This window comes from Rahnella aquatilis CIP 78.65 = ATCC 33071, assembly GCF_000241955.1.
GTDB classification, from domain to species: domain Bacteria; phylum Pseudomonadota; class Gammaproteobacteria; order Enterobacterales; family Enterobacteriaceae; genus Rahnella; species Rahnella aquatilis.
Genome location: NC_016835.1, coordinates 437,656 through 463,906, shown reverse-complemented (window position 1 = coordinate 463,906; position 26,251 = coordinate 437,656). Strand labels below are relative to the sequence as shown.

The window sequence follows — 26,251 nt, the reverse complement described above, 5'->3', positions numbered from 1 at the left end:
TTTTGTTTGCTCAACCGCCAGACCGGCGGCTCAGGAAACAAAAACAGCAGACGGCAAACCGTCTGCTGTAAGGTCTTACGCGGTGGTACGTTCGTTCCACGAATCGGAATGAATGATGTTGCCGTCTTTGTAGGTCCAGGTGATTTTTTCGTAACGCAGCTCAATAGCTTCGAGGTGGTTGTGTTTCTCTTTAGCCGGATCTTTTATGTCGTGCATTTTTGGCGCGACTTTCACCAGCTTGACGTTTTCCAGTTTGGTGTTGAAATACTCAACTTCCTGGCCTGCGTCGTTGATGCGATACCATTTGAACTCAGCAGATTTCAGGGTCTGACCGGTGGTCACTGCTTTGTACAGGTACGGGCTGGAAGAATCGATTTCTTTGGTAAACAGGAACGGGGTGTGAATACGAGTACCCGTCAGTTTGCCGGTGTTGTTATCGGTCGGGATATACAGGTTGTGATCCTGCGCAACCACTTCGATGCTGCCTTCACGATCTTTAACGTCTACGGAACCTTTAATGTCCGCACCGCCGTCGTCTTTCAGCCACAGATAAACAGGAATTGCCATGGGTAGTTCTCCATTTCTAAGGTAAACATTCATCAATCATTTGATGAACTTGGGGTTGCTGATGCCTTGCAGGCATCTGCCTGTGGCACCAGACTGATTTCGACACGACGGTTGGCCGCACGGCCTTCCGGTGTATCGTTTGTTGCAATCGGGCGTGTTGCGCCATAACCCTGCACGGCAAAACAGGTCGGGGAAACGTCGCTGGTTGAGAGCATCCAGTCACGCAGTGATTCGGCGCGTTTGAGCGACAATATCTGGTTGGCTTTGGCGTCACCGGTAATATCCGTGTGTCCGGCTACCACAATCAGCCAGCCCGGTTTGGCTTTGATATCCACCAGCGCATTCACCAGCATTTTGAGCGAGCCTGGTTTAAGCTCGTACTGGCCGGTGTCAAACAGCGACAGGGCATCAAGTCGCACGGTTTTAGGCGTGTGCTTTTCAGCGGGCGGCGGTGGAGGTGGCGGAGGAATGTAACGATCAATTTCCTGCTGCAGAGCCAGCCAGAGTCGTTCACCCTGATAAAGTCCCAAACCCAGACGTAAAGGCTCGCCCTGGCGGTGATAACGCTCAAGCAACTGAGCATCCAGTTTCAGCACGGCAACGGCTTGTGCTTTCGGAACGTAATTGCTCATTGGGATGACCAGATAGCGCTTCAGATCCATACCGATACGCGTAATGAGCCGGTGATTGTTGTTAACGACAAATGCAATGGCCGTTACCGCAAAACACATCATGAGAATGACAGCTATTACCGGTGCCAGCCCTGCCCTGATATGACGGGTAGTGCCGGAAAGCAGCGGTAACAAAGGATCGGGAAAAGGCAGAGTTGCCACGCTCTCTGATTGCAGTGGCATCAGCGCATTCAGTGTGGTACGCCGCGTCAATGCTGCAGACCAAAGGTTATCGGGCACACCCGACACGGCGTCAAACCTGACACCCACGGCCACGGGACAAACCGGCGTGCTCAGGGTTTCAGGATGCTGCATTTCATCAAGCACAACGTCCCGAAGCCATGAACAGGCTGCCTCAAGACAGATAGCCTGAGACTGGCGAGCGGGCTGCATATTGATGTCTGACGAAGGCAACCAGTCACTCAGCAGTGTTGCGCCTTCGTCGTCGTCCCTGACGATCATTTTCCCGTCTGCAGCGCCCACAAACCATGGCGATACAGATCCGTTCAGCCAGCAACTGACCAGCACGGGAATGCGGCATCCGATGCGCTTTTGCAAACGATAAAACTGCTGACGCCAGCTTTTAATCGTGGCACGGAAAACAGCTTCATCGGCATGAGCTTCCGGAGAAACGCTGTACAGCACGGCCATCTGGCGGATCCAGCCGGGACGTTGTGATAGCACCGCATCAACGAAAATGGATAACGGTTTTACACTGTCTGTTTTGACATAACAGGCAAGTGGGGTAACCCGTACTGTAGTTTCACCAAACAGCGCATCCAGCTTGTCCCCGCAAACAAGAACGACCGGCTGCGAAAACGATATCTCCGGCAGGCTTTCCAGTCGTGTCGTCGCATCCATGAACACATGATTGCGCCTTCCCCACAGCATGAACCCTGCCATTAGAACCAAAGTGATGAGAGTAATGACTGATTTTGTGGAGACGGCAAATGGGCTGAATCCCCAGCACAACAGAAGTGCCAGACAACCCGTCATCCCGGTCAGGCAGTAAACTGATAAACGAGAACCGATGCGCATATCAGAACTGCCCCGGCAATTGCTGATTAATCAGATGTTGCAGCCAGACATGCCCGCCCCACCAGACACCGGACACGATCACAATAGCAACCAGAACCCAGAACCAGAGTGAGCGTAATAATGCCCCGCCACGTACCCGCCCTGTTTTACTCAGCAATGCACCCGGGAGCACCACGTTGAAAGGAGTAACCCGCCCGGCAAGTGCGGTGAGGGTTTGCTCACGTTGCTGAGGGTTGATTGTTTGAGCACTATATTGCCCCTGAAAACCCAGTAATAAGACCCGATGAAAACAGGTCAGCACGGTGATATCGGGAGCCGGTTGACGCAGCACAGAGCGAATCCGCTCGTATAACGCTTCACCTGCCTGAAGAGAGCCAAAGAAACGCGCCTGCAACGGTGCCCGCTGCCAGGTAATATGTCCGTTATCAGGCGCCTTGTCCTCAGCCTGACGACCGAGTGCAGTTTCATCCAGCAATGCACATTGGGCATACGTGATATGTTCAATGCTTTCGCTATCGTAACCGGCCAGCTGTAGTTGGTCCTTAACTCGCTCTACCTGAGCGCGGCAGCGCTCGTATAAAGCCTCGCCTTCTTCTGCAACCACGCCGTTACGTAACTGCACAACTGACAGCCAGGTATCGGCCAGCAACTCATCAATATCTATTTCATTTCTCATGACCGAAGCACCGCATAGAGTTCCAGTTGCAGTTCACCGAGAAGTTCCGGTACATAGAACATGCACGTACCCGCATCCAGCATGGCCTGCGCAGATGGATGCTTGAGATCCATTGTGAAATACTGGTTTTCCAGACGAAGAGGAATAGCAGCAGGAACATGGCTTAAAGCGATCAGTGGTATGCCATTGAGTGCGATATTAACGATATTATTGACATCGTCCGGTGCCCCGACTTTGCATAAGGCAGGGAACTGGGAAATCAGCTGATAAGCAGGCAGTGTTGAGCGCACCGACAGGTAGAAGTCCGCATCTTCGCGCAGGCGGCTGTCATTAAGAGGCGCTTTCCACTGCTGGCCGTTGATCTTGTGCATTTCCAGCGAGATTACGCGCGAAGGAAGGCTGGCTTCCAGTAACTCCCCGATCAGGTCAAGTAAAGGCGGGAAAACGGTCTCTGGGGACGCGTGGTCGTAAGCCGGTATCGCCTCGATATCATGTTCAAGGGAAAACGTCAGCAGACTCCCCGCCAGTTTCGATAATTCAAACCAGACTTGTTCAGGGTGCCGCGCCGGATTTTTAACCAGTTCAGATAATGCTGAAACATGCGTATTGAGGGCATTAAGCAGCCAGAACAATGACACATCTGCGACGGCGAAATCGGCCATACGCTGATTGCTCTCACGACGCATCCCCATCAGGCGGCGGCGTTTAGCCTGCAATTGTGTGAGAATTTGCTCCATGTCCAGGACCAGCCCGTGATGAGCGGACATTGCCAGCAACGGAGGAATAAATGTACTGTCATTTCTCCAGCCGCCTTGACCGTCGCGAACCAGACGTAATACAGGACAGATCAGGTATTCCTCGTTTTGTTCTGTGTCAAAACGCAGAGACAAAGCGTAACGGGCCACAGCCATGGACTCTTCTTCCTGACCGAATGCATCCTGAACATTTACCCATTCCTGACGATAACGAAGTGGGCGATCTCCCGCGTTGTCAGTGAGTTGTACGTTACTGCTGTTTGCCTGCAATAACGGCATCGCCAGCATCACCGTAAGCTCATTGACTTGTGCCGGAATATCCTGAGATAAATCCCGGGCAGGGGGGAGAAGATCGCTGCTCCCGGTATCTATCAGAGAACCGTCAGGCAGACGCACGGTCAGTTGAAGTGCTTGCAGACGTCTGACACTCAGCAAGCCCTCATCAAATTCAGCTGTGGCTACACCCCAGGGATTAACAACCGACAGGTGAGCAACACATTGATTATTATGTGCTTCCCACAAAGCCTGCTGCTGGAACTGCTGAGGGGACAGCAATGCCCCCTCACTCCATAGTGGTCGATAAATTTTCATTACCACTCCGGCCTCTTACGCTTTCGCTTTAGGCATCTGAGAAACCAGTGACAGATTCACGTCCATGCCTTCAACCTGGAAGTGCGGTACGGCGTAAAGTTTCACGCGGAAGAAGCCCGGGTTGTCTTCGATGTCTTCTACAGTCACTTTGGCATCACGCAGCGGATGGGAAGCCTGCAGATCATCGCCCGGGTCGGTCATTTCTGTTACCAGCGTGCGGATCCAGGTATTCAGCTCCAGTTCCAGCAGGCGGCGGTCTTTGGTTGTGCCGATATTTTCGCGCTGAATCAACTTCAGGTAATGCGCGATTCGCGACAGCAGGAAAATGTACGGCAGACGTGCATTGATGCGGCTGTTTGCCGTGGCATCAGTGGTGTCATACAGCGCCGGTTTCTGTGCAGAGTTGGCAGAGAAAAAGCAGGAGTAATCGCGATTTTTGTAGTAAGACAGCGGGATAAAGCCCAGATTGGCAAACTCAAATTCGCGCGTTTCCGGGATCATCACTTCAGACGGGATTTTCACCTGATTGCCGGTGCCGAGATCGTAAAGGTGGATCGGCAGATCAGTTACTGCGCCGCCCGCCTGCGGGCCGCGGATTTGTACGCACCAGCCGTTTTTGATGAAACTTTTCACCATGTTGGCTGCAAACGCGAACGCGGCGTTAGTCCAGAGATATTTCTCATGATCCGGGCCTTTTACTTCTTCAACATAGTTAAAGCTGCGAACCGGTACGGTATCAGGGCCATATGGCAGACGAGCCAGCACGCGTGGCATGGTCAGTCCGATATAACGGGAATCATCAGAATCGCGGAAGGATTTCCATTTGATATATTCCGCACGGTCAAAGTAGTTGCCGATATCTTTAATTGCGGCCACTTCTTCCATGGAATCTTTCAGGAAGAATTTAGGGCCGACCGCACCGACGAATGGCATATGTGCAGCGGCAGATACTTTAGAAATGTTACGCAGCAATGCGACATCTTGCGCCGACGCGTCAAACTCGTAGTTGGAAATCACAGAACCGATTGGCTCGCCGCCCGGTGTGTCATATTCCTGAATGTAGGTATGACGGTACAGGCCGCTCTGGATGATCTCAGGACAATCTTCGAAATCCTGACGGAGGTCGTCTTTAGAGACGTCCAGTAGTTCAATCTTCACGTTCTGGCGGAAATCTGTACGGTCAACCAGGAACTTCAGACCACGCCAGCCGGATTCAATACGCTGAAATTCCGGGTGATGCATGACCACATCCAACTGACGGCTGATCTGGCTGTCGAGTTCGGCGATGTGATGATCGAGCAGGGTTTTATCCAGACGTTCAACAGTCTGACCGGACAGCTTAAGGCGTTCCAGAAAGACCTGTACTGCAGCAGTGACACGCTGATCGGCGGTAACATCGGCCAGCGCAGACGTGTCCTGAAAATCGTTCAGGTCACCCAGTGAGGACACCGGCGTCAGATTGATTTTATCAAACAGGGAAGCGTAAACCGTGCCAGCTTCAGGGCGATCCAGAACGGTCGTCTGGCTGGAAGAGGAATTTTCAGTGTTGACTGACATAAGCATTATCTCGCATTAATCCATTAAGTGGAGGCAATTACGCCTTTGGCGCCAGGGCATTCAGCTCACTACGCAGTTCATTGCTCAGCGCAGGATCTTTCAGAATAGTTTCGAGCTCTTTACGGAAGGTGGCGTTGTCGAGCAGATTGGATTTGAGGTCACGTAATAAGTTACGCATTGCCAGCATCGCACGTAGTTGGGGGATCTGACGGGCAACTTGTTCCGGTTCGAAATCTTTCATTTCATTGAAATTGAGGGAGATGTTTTCTTCGCTGCGGTCACCAGCCAGCGTATTTTCCACGGTCAGGTTCAGTGAAGGGCTGAATTCAGCCAATACGCTGTTAAAGTTATTCTTATTAATGTTAACTTTTTCGCGCTCAGATAACGGGCGGTTCTCTTTTCCGTTACTGTAATCACCCATTACCATCAATTTTAACGGTAATTCGACTTTCTTCTGTGCGCCACCAGTGTGTAGATCCAGTTTTATGTTAACGCGCGCTTTCGGAATTTCATTCTGGAAGCTATTAGACATGCTTATCCCTTACTTATAGAGTGATAAACGCTGCCAATGGTTCTTAAAATATGATATTGGCAACCCTGCCAAAACTGCATCCTTTTCCGCGGAATACGTCGGAATAATTCAGGGTCACTAGCGAATCAAGATATTTATGAGAAACATTTCGCAGTGTGTTTTGAATTTATCTAAAAAATTGAATTGCAGGTAGCTACCTGTGGGTGACATTTTAGGGAGATATTAAGCGGCATTGACATTTAAATGATGTAACCAAATGTTTCTATGAATGCGGCGTGACATAAGCATCCATGTCACTTGATATATGGGCCTTTTCTCGGTATTTGCAGGCAGGCCTTATAGGACGCGGGGTGCACTTAAGTGAAATTTTATGTGGGCTGTAGATTCAGGTGAAAAGTGACATAAAATAAATTAGCTAATCTTTTAAATAACTCCATTAAAATTATTCGTCTGAAGACAGTATGGTATTTAATTCATAATAATTTTCATCTAAAAACTTTAGTAATATTCACTCCGGCAATGTTTATGATGAATTCACCAAATCGTTTTATGAAATTTTTTTCATTTTTTATTGAGGTATTGATGCTGTTAATAACGATAAATACGAAGTAAGTATTGTTTCTGAAGTTTTATTCATATTTTTTATGTAAATGTGAAAAATCATTTTTGAGAAACGCCTAAGATTATCCTCAGGTTTCTTGGCGGCAGTAACCGACCTTAAAGCGTGTGCGGGAATTTCTCATACGATCGATCATCGTGCCGCAAATTGCAGATAGGACGCTGGAAATATTAAACATTTGAAGGGGAATGCCGATAAACAGACTCCTGCTTCGTTTTGAGAATCTCCCGATGTCGCTTAAAAAGTCGTCTTTGCTTGTTCTTGTTATTCTTTTCGCACTGTTTTTCACCAGCATGCTTTCAAATGTTTGGCTGCTCACCCGGAGTAATCATTCACTGGATGATGTGAACAAAGAGATCCGTGTGGTGCTTTCTATTATTGACCCTATTAACCACAGCCGTACTTCGCGAGTGCGGGTGATGGAATATATGAAAGAAATTGAAAACGGCGACGGCCAGCAGTCAAAACCTGCCCTGGACGGGGTCATTGAAGTCGTCGGTAAAGCCGATGCGGCGTTTCAGGCATATCTTGACGCACCGAAATTGCCCGGTGAAAGTGGACTTGCCGGCGAATACCGCAACACGTACCAGAAGTATCGCCAGAACGGTATTCAGCCGTTGATTGAGGCGGCGAAGGCCGGTGACCAGATTGCATTTAAAACGCAGATCCCGGAGGTGGTGAAACTCGATCGTCAGTATGAAATCGTGCTGGATAAAGTGTTGGCGCTGCACGAACAGTACGCCAAAAATCTTAACAGTGATGCACAAAGTCATTTCAAATTTGGTATCGGCCTGACAGTCGGTTTTGGTTTGTTATTCCTGATCATCATTATCAGTGTGCTGATGTTAATGAAGCGTTTTGTTCTGACGCCGCTGCTGAGTTCTCGCGATCATTGCCGTCAGATTGCTGAAGGTTATCTCGATACGCCAGTACCAGTGAAAGCACAATCCCGCAGTGAAATTGAAGAGCTGATGCAGTCGATAGAACATATGCGTCAGTCGCTGACCCGGATTATAGGACAGGTACGTGATACCAGCCATACCGTGGCACATGCATCGCAGGAAATCTCTGCAGGTAATATTGATCTGGCCTCCCGTACTGAACAGCAGGCCGCTGCGCTGACACAAACCGCCGCCAGCATGGAAGAACTGGGTGCGACGGTAAAACAAAATACCGAAAATGTATCCCGTGCAAGCAGTCTGACACGTGAAGCCGTTCAAAATGCGCGCGCAGGGGAGAAAGTCGCTCAGGACGTGATTGGTACGATGGGGCGTATTAACAGCAGTTCGAAAAAAATAGAAGATATTACAGGTGTGATCAACAGTATCGCTTTCCAGACCAATATTCTGGCCCTCAATGCCGCGGTTGAAGCGGCACGCGCGGGTGAGCAGGGGCGCGGATTTGCCGTGGTTGCCAGCGAAGTGCGCAGTCTGGCGCAGCGTAGCGCTGTGGCAGCAAAAGAAATCGAAAGTCTGATTTCTGAATCAGTGGCGAATATACGCGAAGGGTCGGATCAGGTCTCGCGCACTGGCGATTCCATCTCGGCGATCATTTCCTCTGTTAGTCAGATTAATGTATTAATGGAACATATCTCCATAGCCTCTGATGAACAAAGCCGTGGGATTAGCCAGATTGAACAGGCGGTGACAGAAATTGATGGCGTGACGCAACAAAACGCAGCACTGGTTCAGGAGTCAGCGGCCGCAGCGGCCTCTCTGGAGGAACAGGTTCTTCATCTGACCCGCTCAGTATCTGCATTCAGGTTGGCAACGGTATAATCGTATCGTTAATTATTGAAATAAAGGGCGGTGATTAGCCGCCCGTATCTTCCTGAATAACTCAGCATAATCCCTTTCTTAAGCGCTTTATTTTTCTTCATTCATCACCTCTGTGACTCCAGACTTAATAGGTTTGCAGTCACAAACCTTTTGCCTAAGCTCCTTCAGCTCGTTATAACACCGGCCTGTGATTTTTCAGGTGGCATTGGGCAGATGAAACAGGCACTGGAAGCATTTTCTGACAATATTCAGGGCATCATTGACGCACCAGATTATTACAATGTGCGTCGTCAATTTGAGGGGGAATCTCTGCATGTTCGTGAAAATTCCCTGCTGTTTATGGAGAGATAGCGGGTATCGGTATGATTTTAAGGTTATGTTAATGTCTGACGTTTGGGAATATAAAACCGGTAAGTACCAGACCGGGAATAAGCCAAAGATGTGACCTGCTACAATTGTGTATTGATTTGGCAACGCCAGAAGACAGAGGACTAAAAATGCTTTCAAAACAAAACAAGGCTATCGGGCTGCCAGAACCGACTCAGACCATTTTGCTGAGCACCGGTACAGCGGAAGAGAAACGTCAGGAAATTCGCGATTATTTTATTCAAACCTGGGAGCTGTATGAAAGCCTGTTTGATTGCCTCGCTGATGAACGCGCGTATTACAATAAGGCCATTTCGCTTCGCCATCCGCTGATTTTTTATTTCGGTCATACCGCCACTTTCTATATCAATAAACTGATAGCTGCGGGGCTGATTCCTCAACGTATTGATTCCCATATCGAAGCTATGCTGGCGATCGGTGTGGATGAAATGAGCTGGGATGATCTCGACGATCAAAACTATAACTGGCCGTCCGTTGTCAATTTGCGTCAATATCGCGACAAAGTACGGGAAGAAGTGCTGGGTATTATTGACACCATGACGCTGAGTTTACCCATCGGGTGGGACAGTCCTGCGTGGGTGATTCTGATGGGTATCGAACATGAACGTATTCATCTGGAAACGTCCAGTGTATTGATCCGTCAGTTGCCGGTGGAATGGGTTAAGCCACAATCTCACTGGCCTGCGTGTGAGATCGCCCGTCATGACCGCAACAGCGTACCTGAAAACTCTGTGCTGGCAGTCAAAGGTGACATTGTCACGTTAGGTAAGCATGATGACACTTACGGATGGGATAACGAATACGGGACGTCTGTACAGAAAATTCAGGCATTTAGCGCCAGTAAGATGCTGGTCAGTAACGCTGAATTTTATACCTTTGTACAGGCTGGTGGCTATCACGAGACCCGGTGGTGGGACGAAGAAGGGGCAGGCTGGCGGGATTTTGCGCGGGCTGAAATGCCTACTTTCTGGGTGGGTTCACCCGGTGAACCAGAACGGTTGAAACTCCGTCTGATGACGGAAGAAGTGCCGATGCCTTGGGACTGGCCCGCTGAAGTCAATCAACTGGAAGCGGCGGCATTCTGTCGCTGGAAAGCAGCCCAGACCGGTGAATCAGTTCAGTTGCCGACCGAAGCCGAATGGATGATTCTGCGGGATCAGGTGCCGGGAGATCAGCCAGACTGGAAAACAGCACCGGGAAATATCAACCTCGCGTGGTGGGCATCATCCTGTCCGGTAGATCATTTTGCGCAGGGTGATTTTTACGATGTCGTGGGGAATGTCTGGCAATGGGCGTCAACACCAATCAGTGGTTTTGATGGTTTCCGTGTTCATCCTTTATATGATGATTTTTCGACGCCAACATTTGATGGTAAACATTCGATGATCAAAGGCGGAAGCTGGATTTCAACAGGCAATGAAGCGCTGAAGTCTTCGCGTTATGCTTTCCGCCGGCACTTTTTCCAGCATGCCGGTTTCCGTTATGTAATTTCCAGCCATCAGGAATTGGTAACGGTGAATCCGTATGAAACTGACGGCCTGGTGGCGCAATATCTTGATTTTCAATATGGACCGCGTCATTTTGATGTAATGAACTATGCAGCACAACTTGCTGATATTGCAGTTGAAAATACGATTCACCGTGGCAGGGCTCTGGATATCGGGTGTGCTACTGGGCGGGCCAGTTTCGAACTTGCACGTCATTTTGATTCTGTGGTCGGAATGGATTATTCCGCGCGCTTTATTGATGTCGCTCTGGCTCTGGCACGCGGTGAAGCCTGTCGGTATGTGATCCCGGAGGAGGGCGAACTGGTGGATTATTGTCAGGCTTCGCTGGCCGATGTGAATATATCAGCAGAGCAGACAGCGCGGGTGACTTTTGTCCAGGGCGATGCCTGTAACCTGAAGCCGCAGGCTGAATTATACGATCTGGTTCTGGCGGCTAATTTGCTGGACCGGCTGCGTGAACCGGCGCGTTTTCTGGCAGATATCACGCCTATGATCCGTTCTGGTGGTTTACTCATGCTTTCTTCACCTTATACCTGGCTCGAAGAATTCACTCCAAAAGAGCACTGGCTGGGCGGGTTCCGCGAAAATGGTGAAGCTGTTACGACACATCAGGCGCTGAAACGTTTGCTGGCGAGTGAATTTGAAGAGGTCAGGAAACCGACCGATGTTCCGTTTGTGATCCGTGAAACGGCGAGGAAATTCCAGCATACCGTAGCGGAACTTACACTGTGGCGTAAGCGGTAAAATGTGTATTTCTGAAAGAGACTAATGGTCGCACAGGCGGCCATTTTTTTATCATATTCCTATGCAGGCAGGTCAACATATTCAGGATGCTTCTATGCTGTAGCAATAAACCAGACACGTTTGGTTAAGTTTTCGATGTTGTTGATGTTGATAAACTTATTGCATGTTGTAACTAAAAATGTTTTTGCCTGATATTCGTGAATGAAAAATGGGGATCTTGTAAAAATGACGAATGTGGGAATTGCAGAATCACAAATGCCGGACATAAAGGTCCGGCATGACAAAACTGGCTACTTATTTCTCCGCCGGGCCACAACCGCCGATCATTTTAGAAATGGAAATTGCAGGGTGTAGTAAATAAGTATAGTCGCAATTCTTTTCTTTGTTAAAAACGCTACCTGTACAGCCGGAAAGCGTGGTGACTACAGCGGCCAGTAGAGCCAGTTTAAATAAGTTTTTCATATAAATTCCTTTTTAAAATAGATAATTATGTGTATTAGCCGTCATTTTAAATCAGGCAGGCGCGAATATACGCTTAACAATCACAACAGGCAAATAAATACCGCTGATATTGCCAGGTTAATATTTAATTCTCCGGTATATTTTTAAATATTGATTATTAATATGTTTCTAGATTTAATGATACAGATGATTTCCCGAATTTTAATATTCATGGCATATATAATTAATGCATATTAGGCGTGTTTTTTTAAACGCTCAACCGCCAAAAGACTTTTTTCACTGGCCATTTAATGACAAACTGCCGCTTCTTAGCCGCCGGAATGAACGTTGTCTGATGAAAGCTTCTCTTTATCTTTGCCCGCTTGTGCTGTTCACCGCTACTGTTGTGGCTGCTCCGGAAAAAGGCCTCACCGAAGCGCAGTGCGTCGCTTTAAAAAATACGCATATCAATGCAGCTGCAATCGGGCTACCGACAAGGGGCGCGCGGGTCATCACAGTGGCGATGGCAGGCCATCCGGGCAATCAACATTGCAAGATTGAAGGACAGATCAAGCCCGTCGCTCTCAATGCGCCAGACATTAATTTTGAGCTTTATCTGCCGCTTAACTGGAATGGTAAAGCCCTGCAATTGGGCGGCAGTGGTTTCGACGGCGCGATTAAAGACGCCGACACGGCACGTCTCGCGCCGGCAGCGACACCCGGCGCGATAAAGCAAGGTTATGCCACGTTTGGCAGTGACTCCGGACATCAGGGCGGCGTCTCTGATGCTTCCTTTACCCTTAACGAGGAAGCCTGGGATAACTTTGCGGGTGCGCAAATCAAAAAAACACACGATGTGGCCATTGCCTTGATCCAACAGGCTTATGGTCGAAAACCTGCTCATATGTATTTCCAGGGTAATTCGCAAGGCGGACACGAAGCTCTTGCCGCGATCCAGCGCTTCCCGCTCGACTACGACGGCGCGATTGCCATTCATCCGGTGTACAACGTCGTTGAACTGCACATAGCCGGGATCAGTATCGGGAAGGCAATTTACAACACGCCCGGCGCGTGGATTTCGCCCGCAAAAGCCGCGCTGATTGCCAATGCCGTTACCGGTGCCTGCGACAAACTCGATGGTCTGGCTGATGGCGTAGTCGCTAATCCGGATGCCTGCAGTACCACATTTAAACTGTCCCATCTGCGCTGTCCGGAAGGGAAAGATGCGGGCGCACATTGTCTTTCAGATACGCAAATCGCACTGGTACAGATGCTCAATAAACCGGTGCCGCTGGGTGTCAGCCTGCTAACTGGCGATCATTTTGCCCCATGGCCAATCTTACGTGGTGCAGATGCTTCTGCGCTGGTCAGTGTTTTTGGTTCCGGTGCAGACAGGCCAAAACCAGAAGCCAGTAATATTATTATTTCCTTTCCTTATATGATGGGCGATCAGGCTGTCCGCTACGAGGTGATGCGCGATGCAAATTACGACTCTCTCCGGTTTAATCCCGCAGCTCACGAGGCACGACTGAAGGTACTGGCGGAACAGGTCGATAATAATAATGCCGACATCCGCACTTTTGTGCAGCACGGAGGCAAACTATTACTGATGCATGGAACAGCGGACATGGCTGTTCCGCCGGGAAATACCGTGGCGTATTACGAGAAACTGAAAGCTGAATTTGGTGATCAGGAACTTCATCAGTTTGCCCGTTTCTACCTGGCACCGGGTTTCACACATAGCAGCGGTACTTATCGGGCGAGTTGGGATTCATTAGGGGCTCTGGATAAATGGGTCGTTCATGGGATTGACCCCGGTCAGCAAGTCATGATTGATACAAACAAAGTCACTGCCGGACGCGAAATGCCTTTATGCGATTATCCTTTATTCCCCCGATACAACGGACAGGGTAACCCGAAAGTGGCCTCCAGTTTTACCTGTGCCGCCAAATAACATTTCTCACTTTACCTTTTCTGTCTGCTTCGGCTGGTAGACTTTTGCATGAGATTGCAAGCCATTTACCTATATAAATTCACAGGTGAATGAACGTTCTCAAATAACTTGAACATCCGTTCAAGTCTTGGCATTATCCTCTGCTGTCTACTTTGCTTCGGTTATTCCTGTGGCTTATCTGTGTAAAGAAGCACGCCGAACTACCATTCTGGAAGCGGCTGCACGCGTCGCCCGCCGTGAAGGCTTAGCGGCGACCACCGTTCGCCGTGTGGCTCTTGAAGCGGGGGCGGCAACAGGTCAGGTTCATCATCATTTTTCCAGCGCTGCCGAATTGCGTGCGCAAGCTTATACGCAAGTGATGAAAGTGCTGAAAGATCAACTGCTGGAACAGTGTCAGACCCTGACGGCACGCGAGCGCTTAAATCTTTTCCTGATTGACTCAAAGGATGAGCATTCTCTGATGGCAATCCCACTCTGGCACGAGGCCATGTTGCTGACAGAGCAGGAACCGCTGATGAAAGCGGCATTTGCGTTGTCAGTCACTGACTGGCACGAAATGGTTTCCGACGCCATCACGCTCGGTCGGCAAAAAGGGGAGTTTGTCGAAGGAGAGTCTCCGGCGCATATTTCCTGGCGACTGATTGGCCTGAGCAGCAGCATGGATGCTATGGCGCGTCTGGAATCCCTCGGGCTGACCGCGGACTGTGCCGAATACCATTTGCACCGCGCCATCGAAAATGAGCTGTATAACCGAGAACCCGATCTTAAGGAAGCGTCTGTGTTTAAAATACGTTAGCCATAGCGCGGATGTCCCCGTAATGAATGTGATTTCAAAATCTGTCGCGCTTTAATCACGCGACTTTATAGCAGCACAGGGAGTTCATTTTGCAGAGCGAACAAAAACCTGATTTTCATGATGACTTGATCAAAGAGCTACTCTACTGGATCGAAGTCAACTTAAGTGATCGTCTGACCATGGAAAAGGCCTCGAAAAAAACCGGCTATTCACCATGGTATCTTCAGCGCTTGTTTAAAAGTAAAACAGGTTACGCACTGGGTAAATACATTCGCGACCGCCGTCTGACGATGGCCGCTATCGCATTGCGTCTGACCAATATGCCCATCCTCGATATTTCGTTGTATTACTCCTACGATTCGCAGCAAACGTTCACCCGGTCATTCAAAAAGAACTTTGCCGAAACGCCCGGTACGTATCGCCGCAATGCATCCTGGACCATGAACGGGATCACCGCACCACTGACCGTCGATGAGTTTCCACAACCGGAATATGAAATTGTCGAACTGCCGGAGATGGCGTTTGAAGGGAATACCGTCTCGCATTCTTACCCGATTGAAGCCTTATTCAACAGTAAGAATCATGTTCACCGTGCAGAGTTGCTGCGTTATCTGGAAACACCGGCATCGCTGCAGGCTCCGGTCTGGGGTTTATCGGACTGCCGTCCCGATACAAATGATGAAGTGGCAAATGCGTTGCAGATGGATTACACCGTGGCGCATCAGGTGCAAACCAGTGACAGCCACAATATCCTTGTCCCGGCCAGTCGCTACCTGAAGATCAACTATCCGTATGATCTTAGCCGGTTGAATGATTTTATCCTGTATCTGTATTCCGTGTTTTTGCCGACGCTGGGTCTGGAATTTATTATGCAACCGGACCTGGAGAAATACTCGCGGGAGTCTGCCCTCAAAGGCGTGACGTGCGAATACTATATTCCGCTGGCCAGGCAGTGATCAGGTAGAACAGAGAAACAGGAAAGCCTCTCATAATTGAGAGGCCTGACGGGCGGGCACAGGGATCAGTTGAACACCATACCGCCGTCAATCAACAGCGCCTGACCGGTCATATAGTCAGAATCCGGCCCGGCAAGATACGAAACGCAAGCGGCGACATCTTCCGGCTCAGAAAGACGTTTCAGCGTGATATTCTTGGCAAATTCCTGGGTACCATAACCCACCGGTTTTCCGGCTGCTTCAGACACCTGACGGTCTATTTCTTCCCACATCGGCGTTTTCACAATCCCGGGGCAATAAGCATTGACGGTAATCCCAAGCAAGGCCAGGTCACGCGCAGCCGTTTGTGTCAGCCCGCGCACCGCAAATTTACTCGAACTGTAGATGGCCAGTTCAGGGTTACCCACATGTCCGGCCTGTGATGAGGCATTAATAATTTTGCCGCCATGTCCTTGTGACTTGAACGCTTTAACTGCAGCCTGAATACCCCAGATCACACCTTTTACGTTGATGTTATACACTTTATCGACAATTTCCGGCGTGATGTCTTCAATCAGTGTCGTCGGCGCAATACCGGCGTTATTCACAATGACGTCAAAACCACCAAGTTGTTTGGTGGCCGCTTCTACGGCAGCAAAAACCTGTTCCCGGTCAGAAACGTCCGCCAGCTGTGCAATGGCTTTCCCCCCGGCGTGATTAATTTCTTCGGCGACTTTTTTCGCAGTTTCCGCGTTGAAATCCACCACGGCCACAGCAAAACCATCCTTTGCCAGACGCAGTGCAATCGCGCGGCCGATCCCCTGACCGCCACCTGTCACTAAAGCCACTTTTCCATTTTTAGACATACAACTATCCTCTATGTATTAGGTATCTTCTTCAGGTGCTGCGCGCAAGGCACGGTCTACCCCGACCCGGTGCCGTTACGTGAGCTATCCACTGGTTTACGCCTGGGGCTCCCAATGTGCAATTGTTAGCCACGGTTATTAACTTTTTCCGATTCGACCAAACTCATGTGGATGCTCCTGCCAGCAAGTTGGTTAGAATGGGGGATGTATAAGAAAGTAAGGATGCAGAAATGACCGGCAATGACATTGATTTATTCCGCGAACGCCTGACAGTTCTGGTGCGTTCATTACAGATTGCACCTGACGTCGCCGAAAATCAGGTACTGGATCGGGTGGCGCTCAGTTTTCGCAAATTACTGAATTTTCTCGCCGAAAACACCGAACTGACGCAACAAATATTTTTGCTGCCGCCTCTGGCGAAAGAAACCCAGCGCTTACTGGCCAGCCTGATGTCAGAAAATCTCACGCACAACCAGCAGTGCAAACTTTTCCGCAGTGATATTCCCGCTTTCGCGCTGGCGCAGTGTTTTACCGGCATGCTCGTACAACTGGCGCAAGATCCTGCTGATCCGGAGGTACGCCATCAGAACAGTCAGGCGTGTGCAAAACTGTTCTGTGAAGGTGTGTGGCTGCGGGAGTGATAGTTCAAAACTTCATATAGAAAGCAAAAATGGTTGGTTCAGTTTGCAGTTCATAAAAGGTTAACTACGTTCATTCCCGCGGCAGATAACGTTTGCCACGTTTTTGAAACCAGCGTTAAAGAAGCTTTGATTTGGAAGCTGCGATTAACCGGAGGCCTGTATGTCAACGACTGTACACATTGCTGAGCGCCGTTCGCTGTGGCAACGCATCACGCACCCTAAGTTCAATAATCCACAAGCGGAAAGGGCGCAGGACACATCCCGCCTGCTGGAAAGCTTTCTCGCCACAGGTTGTCTTTACGGTATTGATGTGGGGAACAGTGATCCGGCCTGGTTTCGCCGCTCCTGATCGCTATATCCGTTTATTGCGGTTCAGCTACTGGAATGAGCTGTGCAATGAGAGAAACCCTCTCCTGAAATTACGTGCTGTATCCTGAATAGCCGGTGTTTCTGTTGCGGATAATGCAACCGTGACATCTGTTATGCAGGTTGTTGTGGAAAATCTCTCTGACCTCGTCGTAGAAATTTTAGTTCTCTCTCATTTGTTGAGCCCATAACTTTCGCCGGTTATGGGTTTTTTTATGCAAAAAAACCCCGCAGTCAGGCGGGGTAAAATCATAACGCCGTTAACAGGGTCAAACGGCAACTTAAAAATGAATATAAGTAAAACCAAGGAAGGGTAAATAAAGTTGCAGTGATGAATCCACAACTCCGAAAAAATAAAGTACCACAAAAAACAAGATGTTTATAAATATAAATTTAATATGTTTTAAAATATATTATTCACACCACATATTAATTACCCAATCAGAAATAACTAGTAATAAATAATAAAATTAAAACTGATAATTTATCTACTGAACCACGGAACTCTGTAGGTAATATTAATACGAGTCTGACTCATTGAAAATATATATATAATAAATTCAAATATCCAATTAAATGATAAAGGAATGCATCATGAAATTAAAAGCACTGGCACTTATTATCCCGGCATTACTGGTTGCAGGCGCAGCGCATTCAGCAGAAGTTTATAATAAAGAGGGCAATAAACTGGATTTGTATGGCAAAGTTGATGCGCGTCACCAATTTTCAGATGATGCAGGTCAGGATGGCGACGAAACGTATGTGCGTGTCGGCTTCAAAGGCGAAACTCAAATTACTGATCAACTGACCGGCTTCGGCCAGTGGGAATACAACGTTCAGGCCAATAATTCTGAAAGCTCTGGTACCGCAGGCAACGCTACCCGTCTGGGCTTTGCAGGTCTGAAATTCGGGGACTTCGGTTCGTTCGATTATGGCCGTAACTACGGTGTGGTATATGATATTGAAGCATGGACCGATATGCTGCCAGTATTTGGTGGCGATACCTACACCACGACTGATAACTTCATGGTTGGCCGTACGAATGGCGTGGCGACTTACCGTAATACAGACTTCTTTGGTGAAGTAAAAGGCTGGAACTTTGCACTGCAATACCAGGGTGCGAATGATGGCGATAATAACAGTGAAGACGTTAACTATAACGCGGCAGGTGAAGGCACGAATAATGGCCGCGACGTGCGTCATCAAAATGGTGATGGCTATGCTCTTTCTACCACTTATGATTTCGGTATGGGTATCACTGCAGGTGCCGCGTATGCGTCATCTGACCGTACAAACGATCAGACGGCTTCTGCAGGTGAGAATTTTGCAGGAGGGGATAAAGCTGATGTCTGGACTGTGGGGGCAAAATATGACGCAAACAATGTCTATCTCGCTACGATGTATTCCGAGACGCGTAATATGACGATGTTTGGCGATAGTGGTGTTGCAAATAAAACGCAGAACTTCGAAGTAACAGCACAATATCAGTTTGATTTTGGATTACGTCCTGAAGTGTCTTACCTGCAATCTAAAGGTAAGGATTTGACGGCAGACGGCAGTAATACTTCTGATAACAACGATAAAGATCTGGTTAAATATGTTTCTGTTGGCGCAAACTATTACTTCAACAAGAACATGTCCACTTACGTTGATTACAAAATCAACCTGCTGGACAGTGATGATGAATTCTACACAAATCAAGGTATCTCTACCGATGATGTTGTTGGCGTAGGTTTACAATATCAGTTCTAACCTCTGAAACTTCTTATTTGAAGAATCTGAATATGAAAACCCATCTGCGGATGGGTTTTTTTGTGCCCTGCATCGTGGCTTTATGTGCGTTTAAGAGGTGTCTGCCTTCAATAATGCAACAGTGTTTGTTATATTATTGACCAGATCACGTATAGGGGATTTCCTTTGTGATACGGTGCTTTACCTAAGACTTGGTTTCTCAGGACAATGACATGTTAGATTATCGCTTTCCGACAGCTATGCAGATGGTGTTTTGTATCGCTCAGTCCCAAAAGGCTGGCCAGCGCTGCACCAGTGCGATTTTAGCAACGGGTCTGGAAGCCAACTCCAGTTTTATCCGCAAACTGATGGTGCCGCTGACTCAGCATGGCATTATCGTCTCCACACTCGGCCGCACTGGCTCGATTACGCTTGGCCGCCCGGCGGAAGAAATCACACTTCGTGATATTTATTGCGCGGTGATTGAAGATAAACGTCTGTGGGCAGCTCGCCCGGATGTGCCCGCCCGCTGTGTGGTCAGCGCCAATGCCTGCACCTATTTCAAAAACATTGTCAGCGAAGCGGAAGAGGCGTCGTTTCAGGTGTTAGCCCGTCATACAGTCGCGGATGCCCTGGCTGAGTTTGAACGCGGTGGCAAATACAAATGTACCAAAGATTTAGCGGCGCAAAACGCAGAAGATTCGCTCTGTTCGAAATAGAGCGCGGATAGGTAAGTCACCGCTCTTAAAAAGCTTATTAAAAAGCCGGGATATTCTCCCGGCTTTTTGCATTCTACTTATTTAAAGAATTATGCCGTTTGCGTTTCCAGCACCGCTTTCTTACGCGTCACCAGTTTACGCAGTGCCACATAGAAAACAGGCGTCAGGAACAACCCGAACAACGTCACACCCAGCATGCCCGAGAATACGGTGATACCGGTAACGCCGCGCACTTCCGCACCCGCGCCATGCCCCAGGATCAGCGGGATAGTCCCGGCGATAAACGCAATCGAGGTCATGACGATAGGGCGCAGACGCAGACGACATGCCTCAAGCGCGGATTCGATAATCCCTTTCCCCTGCAATTCAAGCTCACGGGCGAACTCAACAATCAGAATCGCGTTCTTACACGCCAGCCCCATCAGCACCACCAGTCCGACCTGTACAAACACGTTATTGTCGCCACCGGTCAGCCACACGCCAAACAAGGCCGATAACATCGTCATTGGCACAATCAGGATCACCGCCAGCGGCAGCGTCCAGCTTTCATACAGGGCGGCCAGCACCAGGAATGCCAGTAATACGGACATCGGGAATACAATCAGTGCCGCATTACCTTGGGTCGACTGCTGATAGCTCAGGTCGGTCCATTCGATATTCATGCCGTTCGGTAACAGGTTTTTCGACATTGCGATCAGCTCCGTCATTGCCTGTGTCGAAGAAAGCACGCGCGGATCTGCGTCACCGATTAAATCTGCTGCCGGATAGCCATTATAGCGGATCACCGGATCAGGTCCGTAAGTCGTGGTGATATTCAACATACTGCCGATTGGCACCATTTCACCCTTATCGTTACGGGTACGCAGATTGGCAATGTCTTCTACGGTGTCACGGAACTGGCCATCGGCCTGTGCCATCACTTTCCAGGTACGTCCGAACCGGTTGAAATCATTGATATAGGCCGAGCCGAGATACACCTGCAACGTACTGAACAGTTCATCCAGTGATACGCCCTGTGCCTTGGCTTTATCACGGTCAATATGTGCGTCGAGCTGCGGCACGTTAGCCTGATATGAGGAAATCGGATACCCCATTCCCGGCGTCTGCATGATAGCGCCGGACATGGTGTTAATCGCGGTTTGCAAGGCACCGTAACCCAGCCCGGCACGATCCTGCACATACAGGGAATAACCTGAACCCTGACCCAATCCGAGGATCGGCGGCGGCATAATAGAGAACGCGAACCCTTCCTGGATCTGCGAAATCTTGGCGTTGATCTCCGCATTAATTTCCGCCGCCGTACGGGTACGTTCGCTCAGCGGTTTCAACGCGAAGAACACCGTGCCGGTATTCGGCGTATTGGTGAACTGCAACGCGTTCAGGCCGGGGAAGGCCACCGCATCAATGACGCCATCGGTGCTCAGACCCATTGCGCTGATTTTACGGATCACCGCATCAGTGCGGGATAATGACGCGCCTTCCGGCATTTTCACGCCCGCGATCAGATACAGTTTATCCTGCGTCGGGATAAAGCCCCCCGGCACGGCTTTGAACATAAAGGCCGCCGCACACAACAGCAGAATATAAACCGCAAATACCGCGCCGCGACGCCCAAGCGTTTTCGACACGGCATTCTGATAACGATGTGAACTGGCATTAAAGAACCGGTTGAACGGTCGGAAAATCCAGCCGAAAAGGCGGTCGATAAGCCGCGACGGCATGTCTTTCGGTGCACCATGCGATTTCAGCAGCAATGCCGCAAGAGCAGGGGACAACGTCAGCGAGTTGATGGCCGAGATCACCGTTGAAATGGCAATAGTCACCGCAAACTGCTTGTAGAACTGACCGGTCACGCCCGACAAAAACGCCATCGGCACAAACACTGCACACAGCACCAGTGCGATAGCCACAATCGGTCCGGACACTTCCCGCATCGCCTGGTGCGCAGCGTCCCTTGGCGCGAGACCTTCCTCGATGTTTCGCTCGACGTTTTCCACCACCACAATGGCGTCATCGACGACTATCCCTATCGCCAGCACCAGCCCGAACAGACTGAGCGTATTAAGCGAAAATCCGAGCAAATACAGAATGCTGAATGTCCCTATTACAGAGATCGGTACCGCCAGCAAAGGAATGATCGACGCACGCCAGGTTTGCAGAAACAGAATAACAACCAGCACGACCAGCACGACGGCTTCCAGCAATGTGTGCACCACCGCACTGATGGAATCACGAACAAACACCGTCGGGTCGTACGGCGCACGCCAGGTCATGCCTTCCGGGAAACGGGTTGCCAGTTCATCCATTTTGGCTCGCACCGCGTCTGATAAATCGATCGCATTCGCGCCCGGCGACTGGAAGATACCAATCCCGACCGCGTCTTTATTATTGAGCTGCGCCCGCAGGGCATAACTACCGGATCCCATTTCAATACGCGCCACATCACGAAGACGGACAATCTCGCCATTATCACCGCTTTTCAGGATGATTTTGCCGAACTCATCTTCATCTTTCAGACGCCCCTGCGCATTGATAGAAAGCAGATAATCACTGTCTTTCGGCATCGGTTCTGCACCCAACTGACCGGCAGATACCTGCACGTTCTGCTCCTGCATTGCCTTCACAATGTCAGAAGCCGTCAGACCACGGGCCGCGACTTTGTTCGGATCCAGCCACACGCGCATGGCATATTCGCCTGCACCGAAAATCTGAATCTGCCCGACACCCGGCAAGCGCGCAAGTTCGTCTTTCACCTTCAGCGTGGCGTAGTTACTCAGATACAGCGAATCATATTTGCCGGAAGGCGACACCAGATGCACTACCAGCGTTAACGTTGGCGACTGCTTCTGCGTGGTCACGCCCTGACGGCGGACATCTTCCGGCAGACGCGCTTCGGCCTGGGCAACACGGTTTTGCACCTGAACTTGTGCCTGATCCGGATCAGTCCCCGGACGGAAAGTGACAGTGGTCACCAGCACGCCGTCAGAACCAGCCACGGATTTCATGTACACCATATTTTCGACGCCGTTAATTGCTTCTTCCAGCGGCGTCGCTACGGTTTCTGCAATCACTTTCGGGTTCGCCCCAGGATATTCAGCGCGAACCTGCACGCTTGGCGGTACCACGTTCGGGTATTCGCTGACCGGCAGCAGGGGAATGGCAATTGCCCCGGTGACTAAAATCAGAATCGACAAGACAGCCGCAAAAATCGGCCTGTCGATGAAAAAGCGGGAAAAGTCCATGAGTCAGGATTCTCTTTTATTGAACGGCAGGGGCGGCCGGGGTGACAGTATTAGCCGCCATGCTGACGGTTTTGGCGTTGACCGGCATGCCCGGCATAAACACTTTCTGTACGCCGTCGATGATCACGCGGTCGCCTGCTTCGAGGCCTTTCTGCACGATGCGTAATCCTCCGAACATGCGGCCAATTTCCACATCACGTCGCTGCGCCTTGCCTTCTTTATCAACCACATAAACGAATTTACGATCCTGATCGGTAAGGATGGCTTTATCGTCCACCAGCAGGGCGTTGAACTGAGCGCTGCCCGGCATCTGAACGCGGGCAAATAATCCCGGCGTAAACGTGCGGTCGCGGTTATCCAGCAGAGCACGCATGCGGATAGTACCTGTGCCGGCGTTCAGCTGATTGTCAGTAAAATCGACCACGCCCTGATGTGGATAGCCGTTTTCACCCACCAGCCCGACATGAACCGGTAAGCGACTTTGCGGGCTGTCATTGAGTTTTCCTTCGCGGGCCAGCGCCTGATAACGCAGGAAAGTCCCTTCATCTACATCGAAATACACATAGACCGTATCGAGTGACACCACAGTGGTCAGCACACTGGCACTGTCGCCCGCGGTGACCAGATTGCCGGTCGTGATCATCGCACGGCTGGCGCGACCATCAATCGGGGAGATGACGCGGGTGAAATCAAGATTCAGCTGCGCCATATCCAGCTGTGCCTGAGCGGCCAGCACATCGGACTGCGCCTGCGAAGCTGCCGAACGACGTTGCTCCGCCACTTCTTTCGACACAGCCAGCGTACCGATCAGCGCTTCCGTTCGTGCTGATTCACTCCTCGCCAGACTGGCCTGATTGCGCGCGCGCACCAGTTCAGCCTTTGCCTGTTCCTGTGCAGCCCGGTAAGTGCGGTCATCGATGGTAAACAGTACCTGCCCCTTTTTCACTTCCTGGCCTTCCTGATAATTCACTTTATCGATGTAGCCGGATACGCGCGGCCGCAACTGGACACTTTGCACCGCTTCCACGCGTCCGTTAAAAGCGTCCCACTGACTGATTGGTTTAATTAACACATCTGCCGCGCTGACCTGCGGAGCAGGCGGTGCAGCATTTTGCGCCACGCTGTTATCACACCCGGCAAGCAGGGCAACCATCAGCGCAACCCCTGAAAGGCGCAATGTTAAAGGCGTGCCACCGGAGCGGCCGCGTACAACAACCTGTGATTTTTGCAGGTTCATCATTATTTTTATTTCCAGTGTGTAAGTGCTGTCAGGCAATACACCGGCCTGTCCGCCGGGTAACGTCCTTTGCCTGATCCGACTTTTTTGGGACTTGTGCTGTTCATCAGCACAATAATGTATCAAATACTGATACAATTGATTCGAGGGGATTGTAGAGATGCGCTTACTAAAGTGCAAGAATTACTGTTACACTTTATGTGCTATTTTACAGAACGTTTACCTTGGGTGATGAGACTATCCGGTAACCGCCAATTAAATGCAATAGTAAAACTTGCATTTAATCAAAAACTGGGTCAACGTATAAAAAGACGAGTCGCCCTCGGGGGGCGCAAACGAAAAAGAAGCAGGAGACTTGCCATGAGAACCGAGGATTTCATTCACGACCTGATCGAGTGGATCGATCACAATCTGGAAGAACGACTGGATATTAAAACGGTCGCCAAGCGGGCAGGTTATTCCCGCTGGTATCTGCAGCGTATGTTTAAAGAGCACACCGGCTTGCCGATGGGGGAATACATTCGTGAGAAAAAACTGAAGAAATCTGCCGATATGCTGGCCAGCAGCGGCGAACCTATCGTCAGCGTTGCGATTTCGCTGGGCTTCGACTCACAACAGTCTTTCACCCGCAGTTTCAAACGACAGTTTGGTCAGACTCCGGGCGACTGGCGTCGCGGGCTGAATCTGGCAACTGAATGCCAGGGCTGCCTGCACTAACTCTTATCTCTGCTTACGCTGCGTTTATCTCGTGAGCGTGTACCGCTGGCCCGGCATCCCCGCCGGGCAGTGAATTTTTCTCTCCCTCATAAACTTCCATTTCCTCTCCAGAATTCCTCCCGATGATTAATTTCACCAGGCGCTTTGCTGTGCGTCTCGCCATTTTCTGCACTCTGTTTTTGGCATTGGCCTGACACTCCGCGTCAGGACGTGATCCACCCAACAAAAAACGACATCAAAGTTCACATAAATTGAAATGACGTTTCAATTTCTTGAGTTGCGGGAATTTTATCGCTAAACTCCTTTTATCATTTCAGCGCCGGGCACAGCCCGGCAACCAATAGTCCTGCGGAAAAGCGTATTCGCCTCCGTTTTATGCATAAAGGAACCATCATGATTCTGGATAATTTCTCGCTTCAGGGAAAAGTCGCGGTAGTGACCGGATGCGACACCGGTTTGGGTCAGGGTATGGCAATCGGCCTCGCCGAAGCCGGCTGTGACATTGTTGGGATCAACATTGTCGAACCCACTGAAACTATCGAGCGCGTCGGCGCAACAGGTCGCCGTTTCCTGAGCCTGACCGCCGATCTGAGCGACACAAAAGTTATTCCGGCGTTGCTGGAACGTGCTGTCGCAGAGATGGGGCATCTGGATATTCTGGTCAATAACGCCGGGATCATTCGCCGTGAAGACGCCATCGAGTTCAGCGAAAAGAACTGGGATGATGTGATGAACCTGAACATCAAATCCGTGTTCTTCATGTCACAGGCTGTCGCCAAACAATTTATCGCTCAGGGTACCGGCGGCAAAATCATTAATATCGCCTCGATGCTTTCCTATCAGGGCGGCATCCGTGTGCCTTCTTATACCGCATCGAAAAGCGCCGTCATGGGTGTCACCCGTCTGCTGGCCAACGAATGGGCGAAGCACAACATCAACGTGAATGCGATTGCGCCGGGCTATATGGCGACCAACAACACCCAGCAACTTCGTGCCGATGAAGCACGCAGCGAAGAGATTCTGGGGCGTATACCTGCCGGCCGCTGGGGCCTGCCTTCTGATCTGATGGGGCCGGTTGTGTTCCTGTCTTCACCGGCTTCCGACTATATCAATGGCTACACCATTGCCGTTGACGGCGGCTGGCTGGCGCGTTAAGCACGCTAATTATTGATAAACATTCACC

The 26,251-nt window shown here is 50.0% G+C and carries 22 protein-coding genes; 12 read left to right on the top strand and 10 right to left on the bottom strand.

Annotation, left to right across the window (positions count from 1 at the left end):
• Positions 1–75: 75 nt before the first annotated feature.
• From hcp to tssB, 6 genes are read right to left on the bottom strand one after another with little or no spacing between them, the layout of a single operon-like run.
• A complete protein-coding gene (gene hcp, locus RAHAQ2_RS24040) occupies positions 76–567 on the bottom strand; it encodes a type VI secretion system effector Hcp (protein WP_013577830.1) in 492 nt (163 codons plus the stop codon).
• 32 nt (positions 568–599) lie between these two features.
• Positions 600–2,276 carry an OmpA family protein gene (locus RAHAQ2_RS24035; RefSeq protein ID WP_014341985.1) on the bottom strand — a complete coding sequence of 559 codons (1,677 nt, stop codon included), beginning with the start codon at positions 2,274–2,276 and terminating at the stop codon, positions 600–602.
• 1 nt (position 2,277) lies between these two features.
• On the bottom strand, positions 2,278–2,952 hold the full coding sequence (tssL, locus tag RAHAQ2_RS24030) for a type VI secretion system protein TssL, short form (RefSeq protein WP_014341984.1): 675 nt from the start codon (positions 2,950–2,952) through the stop codon (positions 2,278–2,280).
• Complete coding sequence (gene tssK, locus RAHAQ2_RS24025) at positions 2,949–4,298, bottom strand: type VI secretion system baseplate subunit TssK (protein ID WP_014341983.1); 1,350 nt, start codon at positions 4,296–4,298, stop codon at positions 2,949–2,951. The genes tssL and tssK overlap by 4 nt, the downstream gene beginning before the upstream one ends.
• Positions 4,299–4,313: 15 nt before the next feature.
• Positions 4,314–5,861 carry a type VI secretion system contractile sheath large subunit gene (gene tssC / locus RAHAQ2_RS24020; RefSeq protein WP_037040958.1) on the bottom strand — a complete coding sequence of 516 codons (1,548 nt, stop codon included), beginning with the start codon at positions 5,859–5,861 and terminating at the stop codon, positions 4,314–4,316.
• A 31-nt stretch (positions 5,862–5,892) separates the two neighbouring features.
• Positions 5,893–6,387, bottom strand: coding sequence for a type VI secretion system contractile sheath small subunit (gene tssB / locus RAHAQ2_RS24015; RefSeq protein WP_014341981.1), 495 nt, complete (start codon positions 6,385–6,387; stop codon positions 5,893–5,895).
• Between the two features lie 849 nt (positions 6,388–7,236).
• On the opposite strand from tssB, the gene RAHAQ2_RS24010 reads away from it, so the two are divergent.
• From RAHAQ2_RS24010 to ovoA, 3 genes are all read left to right on the top strand, one after another.
• The gene (locus RAHAQ2_RS24010) at positions 7,237–8,784 is read left to right on the top strand and encodes a methyl-accepting chemotaxis protein (RefSeq protein ID WP_014341980.1); all 1,548 of its coding nucleotides are present in this window, start codon (positions 7,237–7,239) and stop codon (positions 8,782–8,784) included.
• A gap of 213 nt (positions 8,785–8,997) precedes the next feature.
• Positions 8,998–9,135, top strand: coding sequence for a hypothetical protein (locus RAHAQ2_RS25380; RefSeq protein ID WP_014341979.1), 138 nt, complete (start codon positions 8,998–9,000; stop codon positions 9,133–9,135).
• Positions 9,136–9,281: 146 nt separating this feature from the next.
• The gene (gene ovoA / locus RAHAQ2_RS24005) at positions 9,282–11,423 is read left to right on the top strand and encodes a 5-histidylcysteine sulfoxide synthase (protein WP_014341978.1); all 2,142 of its coding nucleotides are present in this window, start codon (positions 9,282–9,284) and stop codon (positions 11,421–11,423) included.
• Between the two features lie 294 nt (positions 11,424–11,717).
• Here the strand turns inward: ovoA and RAHAQ2_RS25375 are convergent, their stop codons facing one another.
• Entirely contained in the window at positions 11,718–11,885 is a 168-nt protein-coding gene (locus RAHAQ2_RS25375) for a YhfL family protein (RefSeq protein ID WP_013577820.1), read from the bottom strand.
• 334 nt (positions 11,886–12,219) lie between these two features.
• On the opposite strand from RAHAQ2_RS25375, the gene RAHAQ2_RS23995 reads away from it, so the two are divergent.
• From RAHAQ2_RS23995 to RAHAQ2_RS23985, 3 genes are all read left to right on the top strand, one after another.
• Entirely contained in the window at positions 12,220–13,818 is a 1,599-nt protein-coding gene (locus tag RAHAQ2_RS23995; protein WP_037040955.1) for a tannase/feruloyl esterase family alpha/beta hydrolase, read from the top strand.
• A 169-nt stretch (positions 13,819–13,987) separates the two neighbouring features.
• On the top strand, positions 13,988–14,614 hold the full coding sequence (locus RAHAQ2_RS23990) for a TetR family transcriptional regulator (protein ID WP_014341975.1): 627 nt from the start codon (positions 13,988–13,990) through the stop codon (positions 14,612–14,614).
• Positions 14,615–14,703: 89 nt separating this feature from the next.
• A complete protein-coding gene (locus RAHAQ2_RS23985; protein WP_014341974.1) occupies positions 14,704–15,570 on the top strand; it encodes a helix-turn-helix domain-containing protein in 867 nt (288 codons plus the stop codon).
• Between the two features lie 65 nt (positions 15,571–15,635).
• Here RAHAQ2_RS23985 and RAHAQ2_RS23980 read toward each other — a convergent pair whose 3' ends face one another.
• Positions 15,636–16,415 (bottom strand): (S)-acetoin forming diacetyl reductase, encoded by a 780-nt coding sequence (locus tag RAHAQ2_RS23980; protein ID WP_014341973.1) that lies wholly within the window; start codon positions 16,413–16,415, stop codon positions 15,636–15,638.
• Between the two features lie 230 nt (positions 16,416–16,645).
• On the opposite strand from RAHAQ2_RS23980, the gene RAHAQ2_RS23975 reads away from it, so the two are divergent.
• From RAHAQ2_RS23975 to RAHAQ2_RS23960, 4 genes are all read left to right on the top strand, one after another.
• The gene (locus RAHAQ2_RS23975; RefSeq protein ID WP_037040952.1) at positions 16,646–17,056 is read left to right on the top strand and encodes a hypothetical protein; all 411 of its coding nucleotides are present in this window, start codon (positions 16,646–16,648) and stop codon (positions 17,054–17,056) included.
• A gap of 160 nt (positions 17,057–17,216) precedes the next feature.
• Complete coding sequence (locus RAHAQ2_RS23970) at positions 17,217–17,405, top strand: hypothetical protein (RefSeq protein ID WP_014341972.1); 189 nt, start codon at positions 17,217–17,219, stop codon at positions 17,403–17,405.
• Positions 17,406–18,016: 611 nt separating this feature from the next.
• The gene (gene ompC / locus RAHAQ2_RS23965; RefSeq protein WP_014341971.1) at positions 18,017–19,174 is read left to right on the top strand and encodes a porin OmpC; all 1,158 of its coding nucleotides are present in this window, start codon (positions 18,017–18,019) and stop codon (positions 19,172–19,174) included.
• A gap of 212 nt (positions 19,175–19,386) precedes the next feature.
• Positions 19,387–19,872 (top strand): RrF2 family transcriptional regulator, encoded by a 486-nt coding sequence (locus tag RAHAQ2_RS23960; RefSeq protein WP_014341970.1) that lies wholly within the window; start codon positions 19,387–19,389, stop codon positions 19,870–19,872.
• Positions 19,873–19,961: 89 nt separating this feature from the next.
• Here RAHAQ2_RS23960 and RAHAQ2_RS23955 read toward each other — a convergent pair whose 3' ends face one another.
• Positions 19,962–23,114: an efflux RND transporter permease subunit gene (locus RAHAQ2_RS23955; protein WP_014341969.1), complete on the bottom strand. Its 3,153-nt coding sequence runs from the start codon at positions 23,112–23,114 to the stop codon at positions 19,962–19,964.
• Between the two features lie 16 nt (positions 23,115–23,130).
• Entirely contained in the window at positions 23,131–24,267 is a 1,137-nt protein-coding gene (locus RAHAQ2_RS23950; protein ID WP_231572451.1) for an efflux RND transporter periplasmic adaptor subunit, read from the bottom strand.
• 444 nt (positions 24,268–24,711) lie between these two features.
• On the opposite strand from RAHAQ2_RS23950, the gene RAHAQ2_RS23945 reads away from it, so the two are divergent.
• Together RAHAQ2_RS23945 and kduD are read left to right on the top strand one after the other, a co-directional pair.
• Positions 24,712–25,068 carry a helix-turn-helix domain-containing protein gene (locus RAHAQ2_RS23945; RefSeq protein WP_013577757.1) on the top strand — a complete coding sequence of 119 codons (357 nt, stop codon included), beginning with the start codon at positions 24,712–24,714 and terminating at the stop codon, positions 25,066–25,068.
• A 393-nt stretch (positions 25,069–25,461) separates the two neighbouring features.
• Positions 25,462–26,223: a 2-dehydro-3-deoxy-D-gluconate 5-dehydrogenase KduD gene (gene kduD, locus RAHAQ2_RS23940; protein WP_013577755.1), complete on the top strand. Its 762-nt coding sequence runs from the start codon at positions 25,462–25,464 to the stop codon at positions 26,221–26,223.
• Positions 26,224–26,251 lie beyond the last annotated feature (28 nt).